A 22,318-nucleotide genomic window follows, 5' to 3' on the forward strand; every position below is an offset into this window, starting at 1 on the left:
TCATGACTATTAGGCGAAAGACGATAACCGGCGCCGTTGCAGCGCTGAGCGCGACTGCTCTCATTCTCACTGGTTGTTCGGCCGGCGGCGGCAGCTCAGATGACAACGTCTTGCGCATTGCGATGGGGTCACCCGGCGAAGCGCAAATTCGCGTGTGGGATGACGTTGCGGCTCAGTTTGAAGCAGCAAACCCCGACGTTACGGTCGAGATGAATTACCAGGACGATGACCTGTATCAAACGATTGGCCTCCCCAATCTGTTGAACGGACGCAATGCTCCCGATATCTACTTTGAGTGGGCGGGTGCTCGCCTTGAGCAGCGTGCCGCTGACGGCTTCGCCGCGGATCTTACTGTGGCAGTAACGACCGGGCCGATCGCCGGGCTTTTCGATGAAGACGTTTTCACCTCACTGACCGTCGATGACGCTGTAGTGATGGTTCCGCACGCTGCCGACGTCGCAAACGTGCTCTGGTACAACGAAGACATTTTTGCGGATGCCGGACTCACGCCTCCCACAACGTGGGATGAATTGCTGGCTACCTGTGACGCTCTGGATGCCGAGGGCATCATTCCCATCGCGTCGGGAAATAAGGATCTGTGGGCTGCCGGAAACTGGCTAGCCCACCTCACCTCGCGCGTTGTCGGCGAAGACGTCTACAGCTCGGCGCTTTCTGGAGAGACCGACTTCAACACTCCCGAGTGGGTAGAAGCCTTCGGCTACGTCAAGGAACTTGCCGACCACAACTGTGTCAACGAGAGCGCGAACGCTGTTGACGACAACGAGGGAGCACAACTCTTCTTCCAGGGCAAAGCGGCGATGCACGCTATCGGTTCGTGGCTCGTAAGCTGGGCAATCGATGAGGCCCCCGATCTCAACTTCGATTACGTGAACTTGCCAGCAATGCCGGGAGATGGCAACCAAGAGAGCGTCATTGGTGTTGTCACCGGCTATGTCGTCAATGCGAAGAGCAGCAAACAAGACCTAGCGGCAGAGTTCCTCGCTTTGCTCAACAACGATGAGAATGTTCAGGCCTTCATCGGTGCCGAGCTGACACCCATGGCCCTCTCGGCGTCATCGGGCGAAGACATTGACTCGCGCAGCGCCGGCCTCATCAACATGTTGGAGTCCGCTCCCGCTATCGTGCTCCCGCCAGATACTGGCTATGACCTCGAAACGGCAAACGCCCTCTATGCGGCACTTGCCGAAGTGCTTGGTGGTCAGAGCTCCCCTGAGGATGCCGTTGCCGGCATAGATCAGAAGATTGGCTAACGCATCCCCTTAGTTAGCCAACTTCGCTGATCGCCCGCCAACCCGAGGGTGGGCGATCAGCATCCTTCCCGAGAGGCACCGAGTCCATGAAGCCCAACCGCAGGGTCACCCCGTACCTGTTCTTGGTGCCCGCCATGGCTGTCTTTGGTTTCGCGGTGCTCTTTCCTGTGGTGATGACGTTCGCCTACAGTTTCACGGAGTGGAACGGCTACGGCACGATGGTGTTCGTCGGTATCGATAACTACATCAAGGCCGCGAATGATTCTGTCTTTCGAGATTCTTTCGTGCACGTCCTGATTTACATTGCGGCAACAATCGTGCTCGAGGTCATCGTTGGGCTTGTGCTCGCTGGCCTGGTGAGCGTGAAGCGGCGGGGATCGCTGTGGTTCCGGGTCGCAATTTTTACTCCTGTCATGCTCCCTATGGTGGTTGTCGCCGTGTTGTGGGCTTTCGTATACAACAACGACTTTGGTCTGCTGAATGCGGCCCTCGTGAATTTCGGCCTCGATGACCTGCAACGCGTGTGGCTTGGGGACCCGGCAACGGCTCTCCTCGCTGTGAGCGTCGTCTCCGGCTGGGTATATGCCGGTTTCTATATGACGATCTTTTATGCCGCCTTCAACCAAGTGCCGACCGAAGTGATCGAGGCGGCACGCTTGGATGGTGCCGACGAGTGGCAACTCTTTCGTCGCATCAAGGTACCGATGATCCGCAACGCCATCACCGTGGCGCTTCTGTTGTGCATCACGGGTGGTTTTCAGGGCTTCGATCTTTTCTATGTCATGACGAATGGTGGCCCTTACGGTGCGACGGAGATCCCGACGACCTATCTAGTCAAGTCTGTATTCACTTTCGGGAATGTTGGCTACGGATCCGCAATGGCTGTCGTTCTTACCGCGGTCGTCGTGGCGCTAGGGCTCGTCTTTACGAGGGTCAACCGCGAGAAGCCTGAAAGGGTGAGCGCGTGAGCACCGACATCCGTGTGACTGAGGCACGGCAGGAGAACTCCAAGCGGGTCCGTGACTCCCGCTGGCCGAAGCCGCTGGGGCGCGTACCCGACCTGCTCTTCACCCTGTCGCTCATCGTTATCGCCGTTGTCTTCTTCTTTCCCATGCTTTGGATGGTGTTCTCTAGCTTCAAGTCGAACTCGGCTATTTTCTCCACCCCTTTTGCCCTCCCGACGGAGATTGACTTCGGCCGCTGGGTCGAGGCTTGGCAGATCGGCCACATCGGGCAGTACGCGCTCAACAGTGCAGTAGTCACGGGAGTATCAGTGCTCGGCATCCTGCTGTTTGGTGCTGCGGCGGCCTTCGCTTTTAGCCGCTATCGCTTCCGCGGTCGTAACCTTCTAATGGGGTTACTCGCACTCGGGTTGCTGTTACCGTTGCAGTCGTACTTCATCGCGCAGTCAACGATGTTCACCCAACTCGCCATCACCGACACCCGCTGGGCTCTCATCATCCCCTACACCGCCATGGGGCTCCCGCTCGCGGTCTACCTGCTCAAGGTCTATCTCGATGCGGTGCCCGACGAACTCTTTGAGGCTGCCCGCATCGATGGTGCCAGCGACCTTCGCGTCTTCGGATCAATCGCGTTGCCGCTGTTGCGTCCGGGACTCGCCACCGTTGCCATCTTTTCTGCGCTCGCCAGCTGGAACGAGTTCCTCCTCGCCCTGCTCTATATCCAGGACGATGCGCTCAAGACAATCCCCACCGGGTTGCTGGCATTCTCCAGCCGGTATGTAACCGACTACGGTTTGCTGTTTTCCGCACTCTCGATAGTGACGCTGCCAATGATCGTGATCTATATCGTCTTCAACAAGCAGATCGTCGAAGGCATCACGGCCGGAAGCGTCAAGTAGCCGTCGCCACCACCCGACGACAGCGGAGCATCCGCAGCGTTAGGCCTCGATAGCGGGAATGGGTTGGGTTCGTGACATGAAGCGCACAACGTTGTCGTCAACGATGATGTCACTCGGTCGCAGCGGTCGACTCAAATAGAGGCCTTCTAGACTGCTGATTCGACTCAGCGCCACGTAGGTTTGGCCCGGAGCAAACGAGCGCGATCCGAGGTCGACGATGGCGCTGTCATAGGTTTTGCCCTGTGATTTGTGAATCGTGACGGCCCACGCGAGTCGCAGCGGAAACTGGGTGAACTCGGCAACGACATCTTTGCGCAGCGCCTTCGTTCTCGCAGAGTACGAGTACTTAAACTTTTCCCAAATCGCCGGCTTCACTTCGTACTCGCGACCGTCAACCTCCACCCAGACCGTTGACGCAATCTTGGTCACTGTGCCAACGCTTCCGTTCACCCAACGCTGGGTTCCGCCCTCGTTGGTGTCGTTGCGCAAGAACATCACTTGAGCACCAACCTTGAGGTCGAGCGCGTCATCGGCGGGATAGGCACGTCCACCAAACTCGCCAGAGATCTCTGCTTTCGCCGTGAGAACTTTGCCGGGCAGGCGTGCAAGTTCTGTGGCATTAATCCGGGTGACCGCACTGTTTGTTGTCGCAAGCGTGATCGTTCCGTCGGTCGGAGCAGGCCGCGCACCGACCGTATTTAGTCGTTCAGCAATCTCTGCCGTCACGCCGTTATGGCGCACGGCGTTCAACATGTACTTGAATTCACCTTCGTGCTGGCGGTGGATGCTCGTCAGTTCATAAATCGTCAGATCGGTCTGTTCCCACACGAGGGCATCGAAGAACCACATCGATCGGTAGCGATCTTCGAAGTAGGCTCGCTCATCCGGATCACCGGGAACCGGCGCTAGCTGATACGGATCCCCGAAAAGCACGACTTGCACGCCACCGAATGGTTCATTTTTGCGTTGGCGGGCCTGACGCAGGCTGCGGTCTATTGCGTCTAGCAGGTCTGCGTTGACCATCGAGACCTCATCGATCACGAGGGTTTCTATCGTGTTGAGTAGCTTGCGCAATTGAGGATTCTGCTCGAGCTCGTGATCGGCGATAACCCCAATGGGTAAGCGGAACAGCGAATGGATCGTCTGGCCACCAACATTGAGCGCCGCAACTCCGGTCGGCGCACAGATCACGATCTGCTTCGACGTGTTCTCTGAGAGATGATTGAGCAGGGTCGATTTCCCGGTGCCAGCGCGCCCCGTAACAAAGAGGTTTTCGCTCGTCGTTTCGATTGCAGCGAAAACGGCTGCTTGCTCTGGCGACAGGGTGATTTTTGACACGCAATCACCCTAATGCTGCTGGTGACGGCTCCCCACCTTCAGCAACACTTTGGTGGGGTCGGATATCTTTCTCCCGAGCCGTTTAGGATGTGTTAATGCGTCGCGAGCTTGTTACCTGGTCGATCGTTCTCGGGCTGATCATTACTGCCTTCGCGATCACCGTTGTCGTCCTGAATTCGACGATCTACAGTTCGCAGGGTTTCGTCCGCAGTTATCTCGGCGCTCTCGCTCGCCATGACATGACCGCGGCACTCGACATTGCTGACATCTACGTGCCTGAAGAGCATGGTGCGGCATCCGACGATGGTTCTGGGGCAACGCCCATTGATACGACCGGTGCTGGCTCTCTGTTGCTTGCTGGTTCGCACGATTTGCTGCGTCCTTCAGCGCTCAGCACTCTCGAAAACATCGAGATGGTTGACAGTAAGGCCAACGCCGACGGCACCCAGACGGTCACTTTCAGCTTTGAGTTAGACGGCCGAGCAGCAGAGTCGACTTTCACTGTGACCCGGGCGGGAACTAACTTTGGTGTCTTCGCCGAGTGGGACTTCGTTACCCCTCCGCTCACAATCGTTCGGCTCACGGTTCTGAATTCTCAAGAGTTCACCGCCAACGGCACCGACTTCGTTGCAGCATCACCGGATGCGCCGTCTCCCTACGTTGTGTTGACTCCGAGCAGTTTCGACATCACCCACACCTCGAAATTCCTCACGGCAGAATCGATCGTTGTTTCCGCCACGGAGCCGGGCAGCACCGTGCGGGCTCGACTGGATGTCGTGGCAAACAAGGCGATGATTGCGCAGGTTCAGCGCGAAGTCGATGGATATCTCGACGAGTGTGCGACTCAAGTAGTCTTGCTTCCGACCGGATGCCCATTCGGGCAGCCCATGTCCAACCGCATTGTGACCACACCGGAGTGGAGCATCGCCGAATATCCGCCCGTATCTCTCACGCCCGGATCGGAGCCGTCGAGCTGGTTGATGCCTCCCACGGATGCCGCAGCCCACTTGCGCGTCGATGTGCGCTCGATTTTTGATGGCTCCGTTTCGACCTTCGACCAAGACGTGAGCTTCAGTGCGAGCTATCTCGTGACGTTCTTGCCGGATGACAAGTTGCTGATCACGGCCCAGTACCCGAACTAGCGTCGGTTGGCCAGCATCTCGTTGTAGGCGTCGAGTTCGGCATCCCCATCACGTGCGGCTTTGCGGTCATAGCGCACAGACGCTCGGCCGTCGCTGCGTCTCCACATGATGGCCACCGCGATTGCCAGCGAGATTGTCGGGATCTCTCCGACGCTCCACGCAATGCCACCGCCGATGCGTTGGTCTTGGAGCGCACTAACGCCCGTATCCCACCCCATGGCCCCATACCAGTCAGCCAGCAGAAGCCCGGTTCCTGTCATCAGGCCAAGCCCGAAGAAGGCGTGGAAAGCCATAGTGGCCAACAGAATGAGAAGCCGAATGGGGTAGGCGGGGCGATGGGGCGATGGGTCTGTGCCGATAAGTGACTGCACGAATAGGTAACCAGATCCCAAGAAGTGGATGATCATCCACTCGTGACCCACGTGGTCTGTCGTTGCCCAGCGGAACAGCGGCGTGTAGTAAAAGACCCACAGTGAGACCACAAAAATGGCCGCTGCCACCACCGGATGCCCGATAACAGCCAGATATCGGGAGTGCACGATGAGCAGAATCCACTCGCGCGCGCCGCGACTGCCATCGGTGCGTTGAGCAATGGCACGCATCGCGAGGGTGATGGGAGCGCCGGGAACAAGAAGCACGGGGATCATCATGCCCAACGTCATGTGACCGAGCATGTGCATCGAGAAGAGGTAGCCCTCGTAGACGTTCACACCACCGTTGGTGATGTAAAACAGCAACGACATGCCCATGATCCAGAACACGGTGCGGTAGATCGGCCAACGGTCACCACGTTTGTGGAGTCGCCAGACGCCCGCGAGGTAGAAGAAGACCGCGAAGGCACAAATGAGCACCCAAATGAGGTCGAAGCTCCAGAGGCTGAAGAGGTTGCTTGCAGACACCGTCGGCGGCAACGGAGAGCCAGTGAGGTAGGCGGCGGGGGAGGAGTCGGGAAGATCCGACGCCTCGATCTCGGGAACCGGGGTGGGCGTCGCTGCTAGAGCGGCAGCCGCACCGGAGGCAAGTCCCATGAACGCCAGCTCGGCGGAGACAATCCACCAGAACCATCCGCGACTCTTGGTCTGACTCGATTCGAGTCGACCAATCGCATAGTTGCGATAGACGGCACCAAACAGGCCGAGCATGATCAGGGCGAAGACTTTGACAAGAACGAGGAGGCCGTAGGGCGTCAATAGGTCGCCGAGGTTCTCGACGCGGATCTCGGCGCTCACATAGCCGGAGACTGCCACGACGAGGAAACTGATGAGGGCAACCGTTGAATAGCGACGCAAGACAAGCGTCAGTCGATTCTTAGTGAGCTTCGATTGCGCAATGGCGATCGTGAGAAGGCCGCCAAGCCAGAGTGCAGCGAACACGAGGTGCAAGAAAATTGCACTCGTGGCGGCATCGTGGTCGGCTGTTCCGCCACTGTGGCCCTGAAGCGCCATGGGCACAAGCCCGGCAACTGCGAGCACCAACACGAAGGCAAGCACGGTCTGGTTGCGCACCGCAAAGCACAACACTGTCACCGCAGCGCCTATCAGCACGGTTGCGAGCCAGGCTTGGCCTAACTCGGTTACGGTCAGAAAGCTCGCGAGAACGTCACCAAAGGCGCTTGTGAAGTCGATGGGTTGGTTGCGCACCGCCAGAAACGTGAAGAATCCCGTGAAAGCGGATGCCACGGCCCACAGAGCTGCGCCCGCTGCGGCAACGTCAAGAGTGAGCGTGAACTCATCGCGCTTCGGAGACATGGCAAAAATCGCGAGCATGAGCCCACCAATAGTGGCCGCAAGACCAAGATTGACGAAAAGCTTGGAGATCGGGAGTCCCCACCGAACGACGGCACCGGGATCGAGCAAGATTGGTGCCTCAGCTCCACCACCGAACCGGAGACCGACAACAACTGCGGCGAAGGCGACCAGCAGCAGCATGGCGGGCCCGGCAATCCGGCTGATTCTAAGCACTAGTCAAGAGTACTCGGCGCACAATGAGAGCCAGCCCACGATGCTGGGACGCTATCCAACAATTGCGGCGTTAACCAACAAGGGCGGCACCCCGAAGGATGCCGCCCTTGTTAAGTTTGCTACTTAGCCCTTGGCTGCTGCCTTGAGCTTGCTGCCTGCACTGAGCTTTACGCCGTGGCTGGCCTTGATCTGGATTGCTTCACCCGTTTGTGGGTTGCGGCCGGTACGAGCCTCGCGGAACGTCTGCTCTGCAGCCATCCAACCTGGGATCGAAACCTTAACTCCGTTGCCGACCGATTCGGACAGTACAGCGAAGAAAGCGTCAACGACGCCGGATACGGCAGCCTGGCTCTGGCCAGACTGTGCGGCAACCGCCGCTACGAATTCAGTACGGTTTAGCGACTTGTCAGCCATAGTGGTCCTCCTCGGGACGTTGTGCAGTTAGTTGTTCCCGAACGTTAGAAAACGTTGGAACCGCTTGGAATCTACCAGCTTGACTTGGTAATTCCGGGCAACTCGCCCCGGTGAGCCATTTCACGGAAGCGAACACGGGAAACACCGAACTGCTTGAGGTATCCACGGGGACGTCCATCAATGGCATCGCGACCGCGTACGCGGATCGGCGAAGCATCGCGAGGAAGCTTCTGAAGTCCGAGGCGTGCAGCCTCGCGTGACTCGTCAGTTCCTGCTGGGTCGACGAGAGCCTTCTTCAGCTCGAGACGACGGGTAGCGTAACGCGCAACGATGACCTTGCGCTGTTCGTTCTTTGCAATCTTGCTCTTCTTAGCCATGTTTAGCGCTCCTCGCGGAATTCAACGTGCTTGCGAACCACTGGGTCGTACTTCTTCAGTACGAGGCGGTCGGGGTTGTTGCGACGGTTCTTGCGCGTCACATAGGTGTAGCCCGTTCCAGCAGTTGAACGGAGCTTGATGATCGGACGTACGTCCTGTGCCTTAGCCATTAGATTTTCTCCCCACGTGCAAGGAGGTCCTTGACAACGGATTCGATGCCACGAGCGTCAATAACCTTGATGCCCTTGGCGGACAACTGAAGGGTTACTTTGCGGCGAAGCGACGGTACGTAGTACGTCTTCTTCTGGATGTTCGGGTCGAAACGACGCTTCGTGCGACGGTGCGAGTGCGAGATAGCGTGTCCGAAGCCGGGAATGGCGCCGGTCACTTGGCAGGTTGCTGCCATGGTCATACTCCTGTTCTAGTTACCGTAAGGACTAAGCCTTACCCAAGATCACTTGTCGGCACACACACTGCATTCTGCTCACAGCCGCGCTTTAGTAAAAAAGCACCGCTCTAATCAGGGTGGGATGTGTGTGCGAGAGTGGAAGAAACCACTCGATCAACGGTATATGTTACGTGCTAGAGCACGCTGGGCACAACCCGAAGACGTCCACGATGTGATGCGGCTGGGTAAAGCCATGCTCTGCGGCCACATTCTTAGCCCACTGTTCCACCGCATCCGCCTTGATTTCGACGGTTGTTCCGCACTCGCGACAAATGAGGTGGTGGTGGTGAGAGTCGGGCGTGCAGGCCCGAAAGAGGCTTTCGCCGTCTTGCTGAAGCGAGTCAGCATCACCGGCTCCGGCAAGGTCAGCGAGCGCACGGTAGACAGTGGCCAGGCCGATCGAGCTACCGGCATCGCGGAGCGCACCGTGTAGCGACTGAGCGCTCACAAAACCCTCTGACTCGGTCAGAGCATCCCGCACCGCTTCTCGCTGCCACGTATTGCGTTTCATGGTTGCCATTCTAACTTTTGCCTGCCCCGCCAAAAGCGAAAATCGGCGCTCTGGATGCCCGGCTCACGCTGCGCCCACGACCCCGCCGAGCCCCAATAACGCGACACACCAGGTAGATCACAAAAGAGATAGTCGTGATGTACGGACTGATCGGCAGCGAGCCGCCAATCGCCAACAAAACACCGCCGGTTGCAGAGACGAATCCGAAAATCATGCTGAGCACAGGAACCAGGCGCGGCGACGACGACACGCGCATTGCGGCTGCCGCCGGCGTCACGAGCAAAGCCATCACAAGCAACGCACCGATGATTTGCACCGCAACAGCAACCATCAGACCGAGCAGCACCATGAACCCCAGCGAGAGCATCCGCGAAGGAACGCCACGCGCTGCCGCAACTTCGGGGTCGAGGCTGTCGAAGGTGAGCGGGCGCCACACCACAAACAGTGCAGCCAAGACAACAACACTGATCCCAATGAGCAAGCCAAGTTGCGGGCCGTCAACCGTAATGATTTGGCCGGTGAGGAGGCCAAACTTGTTGGCGCTTCGTCCAGGGTAGAGCGCCAAGAACAGGATGCCAAGACCCATCCCGAACGGCATGAGCACACCAATAATGGAGTTTCGGTCGCGAGCCTTCGCCCCGAGCATCCCGATCAGAATCGCGGCAATCAGCGAGCCTGCAATCGACCCGGCAACAACATTGATCCCAAACAGTAGGGCAGCGGCTGCACCCGCGAACGAGAGTTCACTGATGCCGTGCACCGCAAACGCCATGTCACGCTGCATCACAAACACACCGATGAGCCCACCAGCAATACCAAGCACGGCCGCAGCGATCAGCGAAAACCGAACAAGGGAGAGTAGTTCTGAATAGTCAGTGAAGCCAGCAATCTGGCTCCAGAAATCGTCGAAGGTCATGCAACCTCCTCATCGTGGTGGTGATCGCCCTGAGGAATGCCAGCAACGACAACGCGACCACTAATGCGAACCACCTCCACGGGGGTGCCATAAAGCTCAGTCAAAACATCGCTGCGCAGCACCTCATCAGGGGTGCCGACCGTAAATTTGCCACCAGCCAAGTACAGGATCCGATCAACCATGCCCAGCACCGGATTCACATCGTGCGTGACAAAGATCACCGCAGTGTCATGATCACGACGACGAGCATCGATGAGCTCAGAAACTCCACGCTGATGCTGCAGATCAAGACTCAGCAGAGGTTCATCACACAACAACAACACCGGATCATCGGCGAGGGATTGCGCGACTCGCAAACGTTGCTGCTCTCCACCCGACAGCGAACCAATCGGTTGGCTCGCATAATCAGTGGCACCAACCGACGCGATCAGCTCATCGACTCGAGACCGCACACTGCGGGGGAGGGTCGGCACCCCAAAGCGGTGACCATTAACACCGAGTGTCACCAGGTCGCGACCGCGAAGGGGAGTACCCGGCGCCGCAAGTTTCTGCTGCGGAATGTACCCAATACAGCGATCACCACGGCGAGCCGGATGCCCGGCAACCGTTATCGTGCCGGCATCAAGTTTTTGCTGCCCCAGAATTGCCTTTAGCAGGCTCGACTTTCCCGAACCGTTTGACCCAAGCACCGCCACAAACTCGCCAGGCGCAACGTCCAGATTGAGTCCTGACCACAGCGTGCGGTCGCCGAAGCCGAGTGCACCACCACGGATGCTGAGAACGGGCGCCGCTGTCATTTTGGCACGGGGGTTGCGGAGATTAGCGGAGTCATTCGGCAAGTGCTGCTGCGAGCGCATCGAGGTTTGACGACATCCATTCGACATAGTTTGAGCCTTCTGGCAGCGTCTCGGTAAACGACACCACCGGGAGTCCAGCCTCAACGGCAGACAATTGCACGCGTTCGGTTTCGGGGCTGGCTGTTTGTTCGTTGTAGGCCAGCAGGGCGACGTCGCCTGATTCGAGGAGAGCAAGCACATCGCGCAACGCGGTTGGTGGAACGTCTGTGCCTTCTTCGATCGCTTCAGTGAATTCCGTTGGGGTGTCATTGTGAAGCCCGGCCGCCTCGAGCAGGTACACCGCTACCGGTTCCGTGACGACGACGCTGCGGTCAGCGGCCAACGCTGCGATTTGTTCTGTCTGCGTTTCGAGACTGGCAAGCTCGGCGAGGAAGGCCGCGAGGTTGGTGTCGAATTGATCGCTGGAGGCCGGGTCGATCGCGGTCAATTCCTCGGTGATGTGCTCGGCGATGTGCTCCATCGCGTGGAAGCTGTACCAGACGTGTTCGTTGAAACCCTCGATGTGGTCGTGGCCGTCATCGGTGGAGTGGTCTTTCGATTCGTCGTGTTCTGGATCATCTTCGAGGAGTCCAGAAGCATCAACGGCGGTGACCAGAATTGCGGATGCCCCGGCAGCTTCGTACAGCGCTTCAGCGAATGGGTCGTAGCCACCACCGTTGAGTACGACGAGTTCCGCACGAGACACTGCGAGCTGGTCACGGGCTGAGGCTTCGTAACTGTGCGGATCTTGCGCTACGCCGTCGACCAAGCTTGTGACAGACACGGCGTCGCCGCCGAGCGTAGCGACGAGGTTGCCGTAAACACTGGTTGACGCCACAACGGCGATCAATCCATCGTCGGCGACGGGGGTGGTTGATGAGCAAGCGGAGAGAGTGAGAGCGGAGACCGCCAGCACGGCACTTGCGGTGAGGGTGAGCGATCGAGGAGAGGTCAAGCGAGACATCTGAGTGTCCTTCTAAAGCCGAAGCTAGTAGCGGTAATGAGATTCGTTATCAATAGCATATACGCCACGGTCTGCCACCGCGAATCGAACCCAGCCCCGCACAAGAATTGGCGCTCAGATCATTCACATCCCATTAGGACGACTCGACGGCCGGCTCCTCCGACTCTTCGAGCGCATCCGCCGGAACATCACCCGATTCATTCCACGTCTTGATGATCGACCAACCAACGGCCGCAATCGGCACCGAGAGCACCGCACCAACGATCCCGCCGAGAACGGTTCCTACCGTCAATGCCACCAAAATGACCAAGGGGTGGATGCTCAAAGACTGTGCCATGACAATGGGCTGAAGCAGGTTGCCCTCCAGCTGGTTGACGAGCACCACGATGCCGAGAACTATCAGGGCAACAACCCACCCATTCGTCACCAACGCGACGAGGGCGGCCAGAATGCCGGCAACGGTTGCGCCGACCAGAGGGATGAAAGCACCAAGAAACACGATCACGGCAAGCGGGAGAGCCAGCGGCACCTGCAGAATCAGCAATCCCGCACCAATTCCTACAGCGTCTACCGCGGCGATGATGGCGGTTCCGCGAACATAGCCGCCGAGAGTGGTTACGGCTGTGCGTCCAATGCGGTGCCCGCGCTCACGGCGTACACCGTGCGTGGGCCGCAAGAAGAACTCCCAAATGTTGTCGCCATCTTTGAGGAAGAAGAACAGGATGACAACGCCGAGAAGCAGTCCGGTCACAACCTGAGCTGCAGCAGACACCCCCTGAATCGCACCGAGACCAAAGGATGCGCTCGTGAAGAAATCAAGAATTGCGTTCCACGCCTCGTCAAGAGCATTTTGATCAATGGGGAACGGCCCGTGGAGTGCAAACTCCTTGAGCTGATCGAACCCATCCGTCGCAGAGGTCGCAAGCTCAGACCATTGGTCACGCACGGCAAACACAACAGCCGTGATGAGACCGCCGAGCACCAGAATTCCGCCAAGCAAAGTGATCCAGGTGGAGAGCATCCGCCCAACCCCACGCCGCCGCATCCACATCACCAGCGGACTCGCAGCCGCAGCAAGAATCAACGCAATCAGCACCGGAATAACAACGAGCTTCAGCTGGGTCAATCCAAAGATGGTCACCGACGCCAGCGTGAGCAGTAGCAACACCTGCAGCGCCCTCGTTGACCACGCACCAAGACGGTCCGTCCACATGGAGTGCAGACCAGTGCGCTCAGAATCAGCGTTGCGCTCGGAACCTGACAAACTTTTCGACTTGCTCATGCCGCCAGAATAGTCGCACGCCCCTCACGAGCATCCGCGCAACACGAGCGGTTTGACGAACTAGTCGAGCAGGAGAGCAGGCTCTTCGAGCACACTCGCTAGGTCAGCAACAAAGCGGCTAGCGACATCCCCGTCAACGATGCGGTGGTCGAAACTCGCACTCACAGTGGTGACATAGCGGGCGCGCACTTCACCATCGACAACCCACGGCTTTTGCTTGATCGAACCGAGCGCCACAATCGCGGCCTCACCCGGGTTGATGATTGGCGTACCCGTGTCCATGCCATAGGAACCGATGTTGGTGATCGTGATCGTTCCATTCGACATTTCGGCGGGCTGCGTCTTGCCATCGCGCGCCGTCAACGTCAACTGTTCGAGCGCCTTCGCAAGGTCGAAGAGGCTCAGGTCCTGAGCATCCTTGACGTTCGGCACGATGAGTCCGCGCGGGGTGGCTGCAGCGATACCCAAGTTCACGTAGTGGTGAACGATGATCTCTTTGTCAGTCCAACTCGAGTTCACGGTCGGGTTGCGGCGCACCGCCCAGTTCACCGCCTTCGCCATAATCAGCAGCGGGCTAACGCGTACCCCAGCAAAGTCAGGCGAGTTCTTGAGACGCTTCACGAACTCCATGGTTCGCGTGGCATCCACGTCGGTGAAGACGCTCACGTGCGGCGCCGTGAATGCGCTGTGCACCATTGCCTTAGCGATCGCCTTGCGCACACCCTTCACAGGAATGCGCTCATCGCGGTCGCCGCCCCACTCCGGAGTCTCGATGTTGCGGAAGACACTCGCCTGCGAAGCATGACGAATCACATCCTCGCGCGTGGTTTCACCGGCAAGACCTGTGGCGTCGACCTCCGAGAGCTCAACCCCCAGATCCTTCGCCAGCTTGCGAATGGGCGGCTTCGCGATGATCGGGCTCGCGAAAGAAGCGGGAACGGATGCCGGACGCGGCTTCGACGCAGCGGTTGCCGCCGCGTCATCCTTCGACGGCTGCGCACCCTTGCGGCGACGTGAACTTACGTGCCCGCCTGTGCCGTAACCCACGAGCACAGCGCCTGGCTTGTCGTCTTCGTTGGCAATCGTGGATGCCGTGTCAGCGACAGCAGCGGCAGCGTCATCAACCGAACTGCTCTCAGAGCCGACATCGGACATCATCCCGTGGCTCTCATCTTCGCCAGAACCGGGGGCGGTGAGCTCAACCGAACCACCAACGGACTGAACGCTGATGATCGGGGTGCCGACTTCGACCGTCGCACCCTCCTCGACGAGCAACTTCTGCACCGTGCCCGCAAAGGGCGATGGCAGCTCTACGAGCGACTTCGCCGTCTCGATTTCGACAAGAACCTGGTTGACCGTGATCTCATCACCGGGCGCAACCTTCCAGGAGACGATCTCGGCTTCGGTAAGCCCCTCGCCCACATCGGGGAGAGGAAATTCAGATACAGCCACAAGGGCCTCCTTCGTCAGTAGGCCAACGCCCGGTCAACAGCATCCAAGATGCGGTCAACACTGGGCAAATACACGGATTCCAGCTTGGCGGGAGGGAACGGTGTGTCATAGCCGCTCACCCGAAGCACCGGGGCCTCAAGTGAATAGAATGCGCGCTCAGATACCGTAGCGGCAACCTCGGAGCCCACACTGACATTCCCTGGTGCCTCTTGAACAACAACAACGCGACCCGTCTTTTGAGCGGATGCCACTAAAGGTTCGTAGTCGATAGGGGAGAGCGATCGAAGGTCAACGACCTCCACACTCGTTCCCTCCTCAGCGGCGATCTCTGCTGCCTGCAACAGCATTGACACAATGGCGCCGTGACCGACAAGGGTCACTTCGGTGCCTTCACGCACAACGCGACTCGCGTGAGTGGCGATGCCGCTCGACTCGCGATCGACCTCACCCTTCTGCCAGTAGCGCGACTTGGGCTCAAAGAACATGACCGGGTCATTGCTGGCAATGGCTTCCTGAATGAGCCAGTAGGCATCATGAGGGGTAGCGGGACTCAACAGTCGAAGGCCAGCGGAATGAGCGAAGTACGCTTCCGGGCTCTCCTGGTGGTGCTCGACCGCACCAATGTGTCCGCCATAAGGAACGCGAATCACAACCGGCATCGACAGGGTGCCTTCGTGGCGGGCCGTCAGCTTTGCCAGTTGGGAGGTGATCTGATCGAAGCCGGGAAAAATGAAACCATCGAACTGAATCTCGCACACGGGGCGGAATCCGCTCATGGCAAGTCCGATCGCGGTACCGACAATGCCTGACTCCGCGAGCGGGGTGTCAATCACTCGGTTATCGCCAAACTCGGCCTGAAGCCCCTCGGTTACCCGAAAAACGCCGCCAAGCGGCCCAATGTCTTCACCCATCAGCAGCACTGTGCTGTCGGCCATCGCCGCACGCAAACCCTCATTGAGGGCCTTCGCCATTGTCATCGTCTCAGTCATTAGTGACCTTCCTCAAACGATGCCTCGAAGTCGGCGAGCGCCTGGCGCTGCGCATCCATTACGGGGTGCGGGTCGGAATACACGTGATCGAAAAGGGTTGACGTTGCCGGAACCGGCAATTCCAGAATGCGCTTGCGGATGTCTGCCGCCAAATCATCACCCTCGGTGGCGATCTCGTCAAAGAACGACTGACTCGCTCCCCGAGCACGCAGATACGCATCGAAGCGAGTGATCGGGTCACGCTGAGCCCAAAACTCGAGCTCGCTGTTATCCCGATATTTCGAGGGGTCGTCGCTCGTAGTGTGGGCGCCCATGCGGTAGGTGAGCGCCTCAATGAAGCGGGGCCCCTGACCGGAGCGTGCAGCATCCAAATTGGCGGTCGCGACAGCGAAGCTTGCGAGTACGTCGTTGCCATCGATCTGAACGCTCGGGATGCCGAACCCCTCGCCGCGCAAATAGAGCGGCGTGCGCGACTGACGTGACACCGGAACGGAAATTGCCCAGTGGTTGTTCTGCAAGAAAAACACTTGAGGCGTTTGGTAACTCGCAGCGAACACCATTGCTTCGCTGACATCGCCCTGGCTCGTTGAACCATCGCCGAAGTACACCATGACGGCGGCATCTTTGTCTGGGTTTCCAGTCGCCGTCAACCCTTGAAGATTAAGGCCCATGGCATAACCGGTGGCGTGCAACGTCTGCGAGCCAATGACCAGAGTGTAGAGATGGAAGTTGTCGTGATCCTTCGGATCCCAACCACCATGACTGAGCCCGCGGAACATCGACAAAATTGTGATCGGGTCAACGCCGCGCGTCAACGCAATGACATGTTCGCGGTAGGACGGGAAAAGGTGATCCTGTGGCTTCGCGGCAAGAGCCGAACCCACCTGAGCGGCTTCCTGACCGTGGCTCGGCACCCAGAGGGCAAGCTGACCTTGGCGCTGAAGATTCGCGGCCTCAATATCGAAGCGGCGCATCACGACCATATGACGGTGAAGCTCCTGAAGAGCGTCATCACTGAGCTTGTCTACATACGGGAGGTACTGTTCGCTGGCATCGCTGTGAACGAGCGTGCCCTCGGGAGACAGCAGCTGAACCGTCGCGGCGGTATAAGACATTCGACTAATCTAACGTGGCTCGCGCGGGTTCGTTTTCGCGAGAACTCACAACCTCTTGCGCTGCCCTTAGGAGTTTCTCCACAGATTCTTCCTCACCGACACTGATTCGGAGGCCATCACCGAGCGCACGAACGACGATTCCGTTGGTACGAAAAACCTCTGCAGCCCAATTGGTTACTGCCCCCGTCGGCAGCCAAACAAAGTTTCCGCTCGGGGCAGGCACATCCCAGCCTTGGTCGCGCAGCCCAGCCACGATGCGATCGCGAACAGCATTTATTCGGGCCACGCGCTCCAACAATTCATCTTCATGTTCGAGGGATGCGATAGCTGCCGTCTGCGCTAATTCTGTTACGGAGAGCGGAATTGCTACCGCTCGCGCCGCATCCATCACATATTCGGGGCCCACGGCGTAGCCGATTCGCAGGCCAGCAAGGCCATAGGCCTTGGAGAATGTGCGCAGCAGAACGAGGTTCGCATACTCGCCGAGGAGCGTTTCGCCGCGCACCGCTTCGGGATCGGTGACGAATTCGCGGTAGGCCTCATCAAGAACGACGAGCACGTTCTCTGGAACGGCCGCCATGAATTCACGGAACTCGGAATCGGTGACAACAGTGCTCGTAGGGTTATTGGGACTGCACACGATGACAACTCGAGTGGATGCCGTGATGGCATCGCGCATTGCCGCTAGGTCGTGTCGGTGGTCGGCTCCGTTCGCGATCTGCACGCTTGTGGCGCCGCTTGCGGAGACCAGCAGGGGGTAGGCCTCGAAGCTTCGCCACGCGTAGATGACTTCATCACCGGGGGCCGAAGCCGCGGTGATGAGTTGTGCGAGTACGGCAACGGAACCTGCGCCGACCTGCACATTTTCTGCGGTTATCCCGAAGCGGGAGGCAATGTGGGTGCGCAAGGCGTAGGCCGAGGCATCCGGGTAGCGGTTGATGCTGTGGGTGGAGAGGGCTTCACGCACAGAGGGCAGTGGCTCGAAGGGGTTTTCGTTTGACGACAGTTTGAACGCGTCAGCTTCAGCGGGGGCACCCTGACGGTAGGGGACGATGGCCGCAATTTCTGGCCGAAGCTGCACGCGTTGTGAGGTCACTGCCCCAGCCTAGAGGCGTGAGCCCGTGTAGTTGTTGTGCTGCCGCGACATTCTTTATTCGCCGTCGCGAGCGTGGATCCGGTCGCAGGCGTTGCGGCCCAACAAATCGGGGGTGCATAGTTGAACCATGAGAATCGTTGTGCGCCTGCTGATCAATGCTCTTGCCCTGTGGCTTACGACGGTGCTTGTTGCCGGTGTTGAGCTGGTTCCCTTCGAGCCAGGCGGAACGCTTGAGGTTGTACTGACCTTCTTGATCGTTGCTGCAGTGTTCGGAATCGTGAACGGTGTTTTGGGAAACCTGATTCGAATCGTCGCTTTTCCGCTCTACGTTCTCACTCTTGGTCTTCTTGCGCTCGTAGTAAACGGGTTGCTGTTGCTTTTGGTCAGCTGGATCTCGAGCCTCTTCGGTTTCGGTCTCGTCGTCAACGGTTTCTGGTGGGGAGTCCTCGGTGCGCTTGTCTTGGGAATGATCAGCTGGTTCATCGGAATCCTGGTTCGACCCATTGTGGGCAAACAGCGCTAGCCAGCATTACCGCCGCGGTTTCCCCGTTATTGTTCCGCTATTTTTCGCCGCCTAAGGCTCTACTCGCTCATAGTGGTAGCTAGTGACGGTGGAGGTTGTCGCGCCGCGAGTAAACTCACCCAGCGCTTCGGCTGATTCTCGAATTTGGTCACTGCCCGACTGGTCCATGAGCCGAGCGGTCTCTCGATATTCGGTGACCTGATGGGCCGGAACGGGCACACCTTCCGGAAGCGCGCGTTCTCCGAACGCTTGCCGTTCTACGACGAGCGCCTGGCTATTGTCTTGTAGCCCGCCGGCAGCGACAACAAGGTCATCGGTGTGCTCTACGACAACCGCGCGCACCTCGTCAGGAATGTCAATTTGCCCCAGGTTGCCCCCAACCGTGAAGACGCCCACGGTGTTGTATTCACCAGATTCAGCGAGCCGAGCTGCGGTAGCGGCGCCTTGCGAGTGACCACTGAAAGTAACCGGGGTTTCGCTGGTGATTCCCGCTTCACGCATCGCTGCGGCCACCGCCGAGACTGCACCAGATTGCTGTCCGGCTGCAAGCGAAAGATTGCTCGTACCGTCGAGTGGCTGATCGCTATCTGAAATCGCAAATTCAACGGTTCCTGCGATATAGACCTCAAATCGATCGGGTTCTCCGGGGGTCTCAAATTTCTCAATCCGAATCTGCTCGGGATGCTCGGGAGTGGGTTGTGGGATGCGCGCGACACGCTCCTCGAAGGTCTGCACCGCCTCGACTGGCTCAGGCTGTGTCGCGCTCTTCAACACAACAGGGGTCTCCTTCAGCACGCCAACAATTCCTCCTGCCTTCTGAATAAACCCAGCAGATGTACCCAAACCGATCAAGCCAGCCGCACTCAAAGCCGACACGACAGCGGGTGGCACACCTCCAGCGCCAGCAGTGAACTCATCAACGGTCATAACTCCGTGTCGGAGAGCACGCAAAAAAGCGGGATCGCTGATGAGTTCCGTCAGTTGTGCTGTCATCCATTCCTTGTCGGCGAACTCCGGATTGGTTTTGCTGATAAGGAAGGCGGCGATCCCTGCACCGGTAAGAAACGGGAGCAGGGGAGTCGTCAACAGGACGAGACCCGCCCACGCAGGAAAAAGGAACCCGAAGCCGGCTGCTGCATCAGCCGCAGCACGCCGAATGAGATTCTGCGCAATGTTTTCACCCCAGCCGTAGGTCTCTGCCGCGATTCGCACGAGCCCGCTCATCAGCTCTGCTCGCTGAGCAAGGAGGTCGAGCGTGGTGCGCGCACTGTCGAGATCAGCTTCAGCGAAAGCAGCTGCGCTCGGGATGCCCAAGCTCTCAAGCTGCCGCGTGGTGAGCCGAGCATCCACCATGTCTATGGCACCAACAACGCTGCGAGTCATTTCTGCTGCGCGCACGAGGCCCGTCGCGCTGCTGAGCATCTCGTCAGTGGCAATCGCATGACTGCCACCGCCCGAGATGCTGAGCTCATCCGACACGAGCACTCATCTGACTCAGAGCATTCATGGTGCGCTGTTCCGCCGTCTCGATCATCGTGCACGCGCTCGCAAGATCCCGATGCAACTCCTGCACGCCGGAATCGAACACCTGCTGGGCTGGCCCACGCCAATTGATGCCGTGTTTCGGCAGCAGCGAGCGCACATAAGAGAGCCGTTCGCTAATCATGCGGAGTTGTTGAGCCTGAAACTCGAGTGCGACGCTGGCCGTCACATCCATGGGATTTGTCATCTATCGCCTTCCGATGACTCAACTGTGCTGAAACTTTCCCCTTGCTTAAGGTGTCCGCGAGAAGTCAGGAAGACCAATCCCTGAACCACCGCTGTTGGGGAGTTGAAACTGCGCGACAATGAAGCATGACCTTCGAGCGTACACTCTCCGACTCGACGACATTCAAAGTCTGTTTTGTCTGCACCGGCAACATCTGCCGCTCCCCGATGGCAGAGGCTGTTTTCAAGGACCTAATCGCCAAGGCTGGCCTCGAAGACCGCATTGTCGTTGCCTCCGCTGGCACCGGCGATTGGCATGTTGGCGAGCCGGCCGACGACCGCACCATCAACGCCCTCGCGGCGCGCGGCTACAATGGTTCTGGGCATCGAGCCCGCCAGTTTGACCCCGAATGGTTCAACAAGCTTGACCTCATCGTTGCGTTTGATCGAGGACAAGAACGAATTCTGCGCACCTGGGCACCCAGCGACCAAGACCGGTCAAAAGTGCAGCCCATGTTGGGCTTTGATAGCGAACTCGCTCATCTCATAGACGTGCCAGACCCCTACTATTCGGATGCCGCACTCTTCGACCATGTCCTCGGCATGATCGAGAGGGCCTGCGGCTCACTATTTCGTCAGATCACGCCAGGAATCACAGCACACTCCGCCAACAACTAGGGAGCCTCATGAGCCCGTTGCCCGTTCAACCACTAAGCCCTCTTGATGGCCGCTACCGCCCTGCCGTCTCGGCGTTGGGCGAGCACCTCTCTGAAGCAGGACTGAATCGGGCCCGCGTGCACGTCGAAGTTGAGTGGCTCATCTTCCTCACCGACAAGAGCTTGTTCGGTTCGACTGCTCTTTCTGTTGAGCACACCAGCGCCTTGCGCGCGTTCGCTGCTGATTTCGGCCAAGAGCAGATCGATGAGCTTGCTCGCCTCGAAGCCACGACCCGCCACGACGTGAAGGCCGTCGAGTACCTCGTGCGCGCCAAGCTTGACGAACTCGGCCTCAACGCCATCGCCGAGCTCACCCATTTCGCCGCCACCAGCGAAGACGTCAACAACCTCTCCTACGCGCTCACCATCTCCGATGCCGTGCGCGAGGTCTGGCTGCCTAAGTTTCGTATCGTGCTCGATGCGCTTCGGGCGCAGTCCGAGCTCATGCGCGACAACGCGATGCTCGCTCACACCCACGGTCAGCCGGCGACGCCGACCACCATGGGCAAGGAGTTCGCGGTCTTTGTATACCGTCTGGAGCGCATCCTGACTCGCATTGAGGGCATCAGCTACCTCGGCAAGTTCAGCGGAGCTACCGGCACCTTTGCCGCCCACCTTGCTGCAGACCCCGAGCAGAACTGGCCGGCGCTGTCGAAGGAGTTCGTGGAGTCCCTGGGGCTTGACTGGAACCCACTGACCACACAGATCGAGTCGCACGACTGGCAAGTGGAGCTGTACCAGGCCACGAGCCACGCCAACCGTGTGCTGCACAACCTTTGCACCGACGTGTGGTCGTACATTTCGATGGGCTACTTCCGCCAGATCCCGCAGGCGGGCGCGACCGGTTCATCGACGATGCCGCACAAGATCAACCCCATCCGCTTTGAGAACGCCGAAGCAAACCTCGAGCTGTCGAGCGCGCTTCTCGAGTCGCTCGCTCAAACCCTGGTGACTTCTCGCCTGCAGCGCGACCTCACCGACTCCACGACGCAGCGCAACGTGGGTGTCGCCTACGGCCACTCGCTGCTCGCTCTCGACAACATCGAGCGCGGCCTCAAGGAGATCGCCCTCAACCCTGTTGCTCTCGATGCGGATCTCGACAGCAACTGGGAGATTCTCGGCGAGGCCATCCAGACAGTCATCCGCGCAGAGGTCACTGCTGGTCGCAGCACCATCAGCGACCCCTACGCGATCCTCAAGGAGCTCACGCGCGGCAAGCGCATCAACGCGACCGACCTCAGCGAGTTCATCGCCGGGCTCGACATTGGTGCGGATGCCAAAGCACGCCTGCAGACGCTGACTCCAGCCACCTATGTTGGGCTCGCAAGTTCGCTCGTCGACTACCTCGGTGACAGCAAGTAACTCACGCGCGCGTTCTCGTTACTCACGCACGATCTAG

At 58.8% G+C, this 22,318-nt stretch carries 24 protein-coding genes; 7 read left to right on the top strand and 17 right to left on the bottom strand.

Features of this window, described 5'->3' with window-relative positions:
- Window positions 1–2 precede the first annotated feature (2 nt).
- The 3 genes from ACOH1Z_RS07520 to ACOH1Z_RS07530 all read left to right on the top strand — a co-directional run bounded on the left by ACOH1Z_RS07520 (window position 3) and on the right by ACOH1Z_RS07530 (window position 3,132).
- A complete protein-coding gene (locus tag ACOH1Z_RS07520) occupies window positions 3–1,271 on the top strand; it encodes an ABC transporter substrate-binding protein (protein WP_449647826.1) in 1,269 nt (422 codons plus the stop codon).
- An 86-nt stretch (window positions 1,272–1,357) separates the two neighbouring features.
- Window positions 1,358–2,239, top strand: a complete 882-nt coding sequence (locus ACOH1Z_RS07525; RefSeq protein WP_449647827.1) for a carbohydrate ABC transporter permease — start codon at window positions 1,358–1,360, stop codon at window positions 2,237–2,239.
- Window positions 2,236–3,132: a carbohydrate ABC transporter permease gene (locus ACOH1Z_RS07530; protein ID WP_449647828.1), complete on the top strand. Its 897-nt coding sequence runs from the start codon at window positions 2,236–2,238 to the stop codon at window positions 3,130–3,132. The genes ACOH1Z_RS07525 and ACOH1Z_RS07530 overlap by 4 nt, the downstream gene beginning before the upstream one ends.
- Before the next feature lie 39 nt (window positions 3,133–3,171).
- Here ACOH1Z_RS07530 and ACOH1Z_RS07535 read toward each other — a convergent pair whose 3' ends face one another.
- Window positions 3,172–4,470 carry an ATP-dependent DNA helicase gene (locus ACOH1Z_RS07535; RefSeq protein ID WP_449647829.1) on the bottom strand — a complete coding sequence of 433 codons (1,299 nt, stop codon included), beginning with the start codon at window positions 4,468–4,470 and terminating at the stop codon, window positions 3,172–3,174.
- Between the two features lie 95 nt (window positions 4,471–4,565).
- Between ACOH1Z_RS07535 and ACOH1Z_RS07540 the strand changes: the two genes are divergently transcribed.
- Window positions 4,566–5,612, top strand: a complete 1,047-nt coding sequence (locus tag ACOH1Z_RS07540; protein ID WP_449647830.1) for a hypothetical protein — start codon at window positions 4,566–4,568, stop codon at window positions 5,610–5,612.
- On the opposite strand, the gene ACOH1Z_RS07545 is transcribed toward ACOH1Z_RS07540, so the two are convergent.
- The 14 genes from ACOH1Z_RS07545 to ACOH1Z_RS07610 form a co-directional block, all read right to left on the bottom strand.
- Window positions 5,609–7,540: a bifunctional copper resistance protein CopD/cytochrome c oxidase assembly protein gene (locus ACOH1Z_RS07545; protein WP_449648212.1), complete on the bottom strand. Its 1,932-nt coding sequence runs from the start codon at window positions 7,538–7,540 to the stop codon at window positions 5,609–5,611. The genes ACOH1Z_RS07540 and ACOH1Z_RS07545 overlap by 4 nt on opposite strands.
- A 156-nt stretch (window positions 7,541–7,696) precedes the next feature.
- Window positions 7,697–7,987, bottom strand: a complete 291-nt coding sequence (locus ACOH1Z_RS07550) for an HU family DNA-binding protein (protein WP_449647831.1) — start codon at window positions 7,985–7,987, stop codon at window positions 7,697–7,699.
- 71 nt (window positions 7,988–8,058) lie between these two features.
- Window positions 8,059–8,364 carry a 30S ribosomal protein S14 gene (gene rpsN / locus ACOH1Z_RS07555; RefSeq protein ID WP_449647832.1) on the bottom strand — a complete coding sequence of 102 codons (306 nt, stop codon included), beginning with the start codon at window positions 8,362–8,364 and terminating at the stop codon, window positions 8,059–8,061.
- A gap of 2 nt (window positions 8,365–8,366) precedes the next feature.
- Window positions 8,367–8,534: a 50S ribosomal protein L33 gene (rpmG, locus tag ACOH1Z_RS07560; protein WP_009773536.1), complete on the bottom strand. Its 168-nt coding sequence runs from the start codon at window positions 8,532–8,534 to the stop codon at window positions 8,367–8,369.
- Window positions 8,534–8,770 (bottom strand): 50S ribosomal protein L28, encoded by a 237-nt coding sequence (gene rpmB / locus ACOH1Z_RS07565; protein WP_010204490.1) that lies wholly within the window; start codon window positions 8,768–8,770, stop codon window positions 8,534–8,536. Before rpmB ends, rpmG begins: the two co-directional genes overlap by 1 nt.
- Before the next feature lie 169 nt (window positions 8,771–8,939).
- Window positions 8,940–9,323 (bottom strand): Fur family transcriptional regulator, encoded by a 384-nt coding sequence (locus ACOH1Z_RS07570; RefSeq protein WP_449647833.1) that lies wholly within the window; start codon window positions 9,321–9,323, stop codon window positions 8,940–8,942.
- A gap of 10 nt (window positions 9,324–9,333) precedes the next feature.
- A complete protein-coding gene (locus ACOH1Z_RS07575; protein ID WP_449647834.1) occupies window positions 9,334–10,239 on the bottom strand; it encodes a metal ABC transporter permease in 906 nt (301 codons plus the stop codon).
- On the bottom strand, window positions 10,236–11,036 hold the full coding sequence (locus tag ACOH1Z_RS07580; protein WP_449647835.1) for a metal ABC transporter ATP-binding protein: 801 nt from the start codon (window positions 11,034–11,036) through the stop codon (window positions 10,236–10,238). The genes ACOH1Z_RS07575 and ACOH1Z_RS07580 overlap by 4 nt, the downstream gene beginning before the upstream one ends.
- 31 nt (window positions 11,037–11,067) lie before the next feature.
- Window positions 11,068–12,039 (bottom strand): metal ABC transporter solute-binding protein, Zn/Mn family, encoded by a 972-nt coding sequence (locus tag ACOH1Z_RS07585; RefSeq protein WP_449647836.1) that lies wholly within the window; start codon window positions 12,037–12,039, stop codon window positions 11,068–11,070.
- A gap of 133 nt (window positions 12,040–12,172) precedes the next feature.
- Window positions 12,173–13,321, bottom strand: coding sequence for an AI-2E family transporter (locus ACOH1Z_RS07590; protein ID WP_449647837.1), 1,149 nt, complete (start codon window positions 13,319–13,321; stop codon window positions 12,173–12,175).
- A gap of 60 nt (window positions 13,322–13,381) precedes the next feature.
- Window positions 13,382–14,773 (bottom strand): dihydrolipoamide acetyltransferase family protein, encoded by a 1,392-nt coding sequence (locus tag ACOH1Z_RS07595; protein ID WP_449647838.1) that lies wholly within the window; start codon window positions 14,771–14,773, stop codon window positions 13,382–13,384.
- Between the two features lie 14 nt (window positions 14,774–14,787).
- The gene (locus ACOH1Z_RS07600) at window positions 14,788–15,762 is read right to left on the bottom strand and encodes an alpha-ketoacid dehydrogenase subunit beta (RefSeq protein ID WP_449647839.1); all 975 of its coding nucleotides are present in this window, start codon (window positions 15,760–15,762) and stop codon (window positions 14,788–14,790) included.
- A complete protein-coding gene (locus ACOH1Z_RS07605; protein ID WP_449647840.1) occupies window positions 15,762–16,877 on the bottom strand; it encodes a thiamine pyrophosphate-dependent dehydrogenase E1 component subunit alpha in 1,116 nt (371 codons plus the stop codon). The genes ACOH1Z_RS07600 and ACOH1Z_RS07605 overlap by 1 nt, the downstream gene beginning before the upstream one ends.
- Before the next feature lie 4 nt (window positions 16,878–16,881).
- Window positions 16,882–17,973, bottom strand: coding sequence for a histidinol-phosphate transaminase (locus ACOH1Z_RS07610; protein ID WP_449647841.1), 1,092 nt, complete (start codon window positions 17,971–17,973; stop codon window positions 16,882–16,884).
- Window positions 17,974–18,100: 127 nt separating this feature from the next.
- Here ACOH1Z_RS07610 and ACOH1Z_RS07615 point away from each other — a divergent pair, with 127 nt between their 5' ends.
- Entirely contained in the window at window positions 18,101–18,496 is a 396-nt protein-coding gene (locus tag ACOH1Z_RS07615) for a phage holin family protein (RefSeq protein ID WP_449647842.1), read from the top strand.
- A gap of 51 nt (window positions 18,497–18,547) precedes the next feature.
- Here the strand turns inward: ACOH1Z_RS07615 and ACOH1Z_RS07620 are convergent, their stop codons facing one another.
- Both ACOH1Z_RS07620 and ACOH1Z_RS07625 read right to left on the bottom strand, forming a co-directional pair.
- Window positions 18,548–19,975 carry a hypothetical protein gene (locus ACOH1Z_RS07620; protein ID WP_449647843.1) on the bottom strand — a complete coding sequence of 476 codons (1,428 nt, stop codon included), beginning with the start codon at window positions 19,973–19,975 and terminating at the stop codon, window positions 18,548–18,550.
- On the bottom strand, window positions 19,965–20,225 hold the full coding sequence (locus ACOH1Z_RS07625) for a hypothetical protein (protein WP_449647844.1): 261 nt from the start codon (window positions 20,223–20,225) through the stop codon (window positions 19,965–19,967). The genes ACOH1Z_RS07620 and ACOH1Z_RS07625 overlap by 11 nt, the downstream gene beginning before the upstream one ends.
- Window positions 20,226–20,350: 125 nt before the next feature.
- On the opposite strand from ACOH1Z_RS07625, the gene ACOH1Z_RS07630 reads away from it, so the two are divergent.
- The gene (locus ACOH1Z_RS07630; protein ID WP_449647845.1) at window positions 20,351–20,881 is read left to right on the top strand and encodes a low molecular weight protein-tyrosine-phosphatase; all 531 of its coding nucleotides are present in this window, start codon (window positions 20,351–20,353) and stop codon (window positions 20,879–20,881) included.
- Between the two features lie 8 nt (window positions 20,882–20,889).
- On the top strand, window positions 20,890–22,281 hold the full coding sequence (purB, locus tag ACOH1Z_RS07635; protein WP_449647846.1) for an adenylosuccinate lyase: 1,392 nt from the start codon (window positions 20,890–20,892) through the stop codon (window positions 22,279–22,281).
- The last annotated feature ends 37 nt before the right edge of the window (window positions 22,282–22,318 follow it).

The sequence above is a fragment of the Rhodoglobus sp. genome (assembly GCF_053580035.1).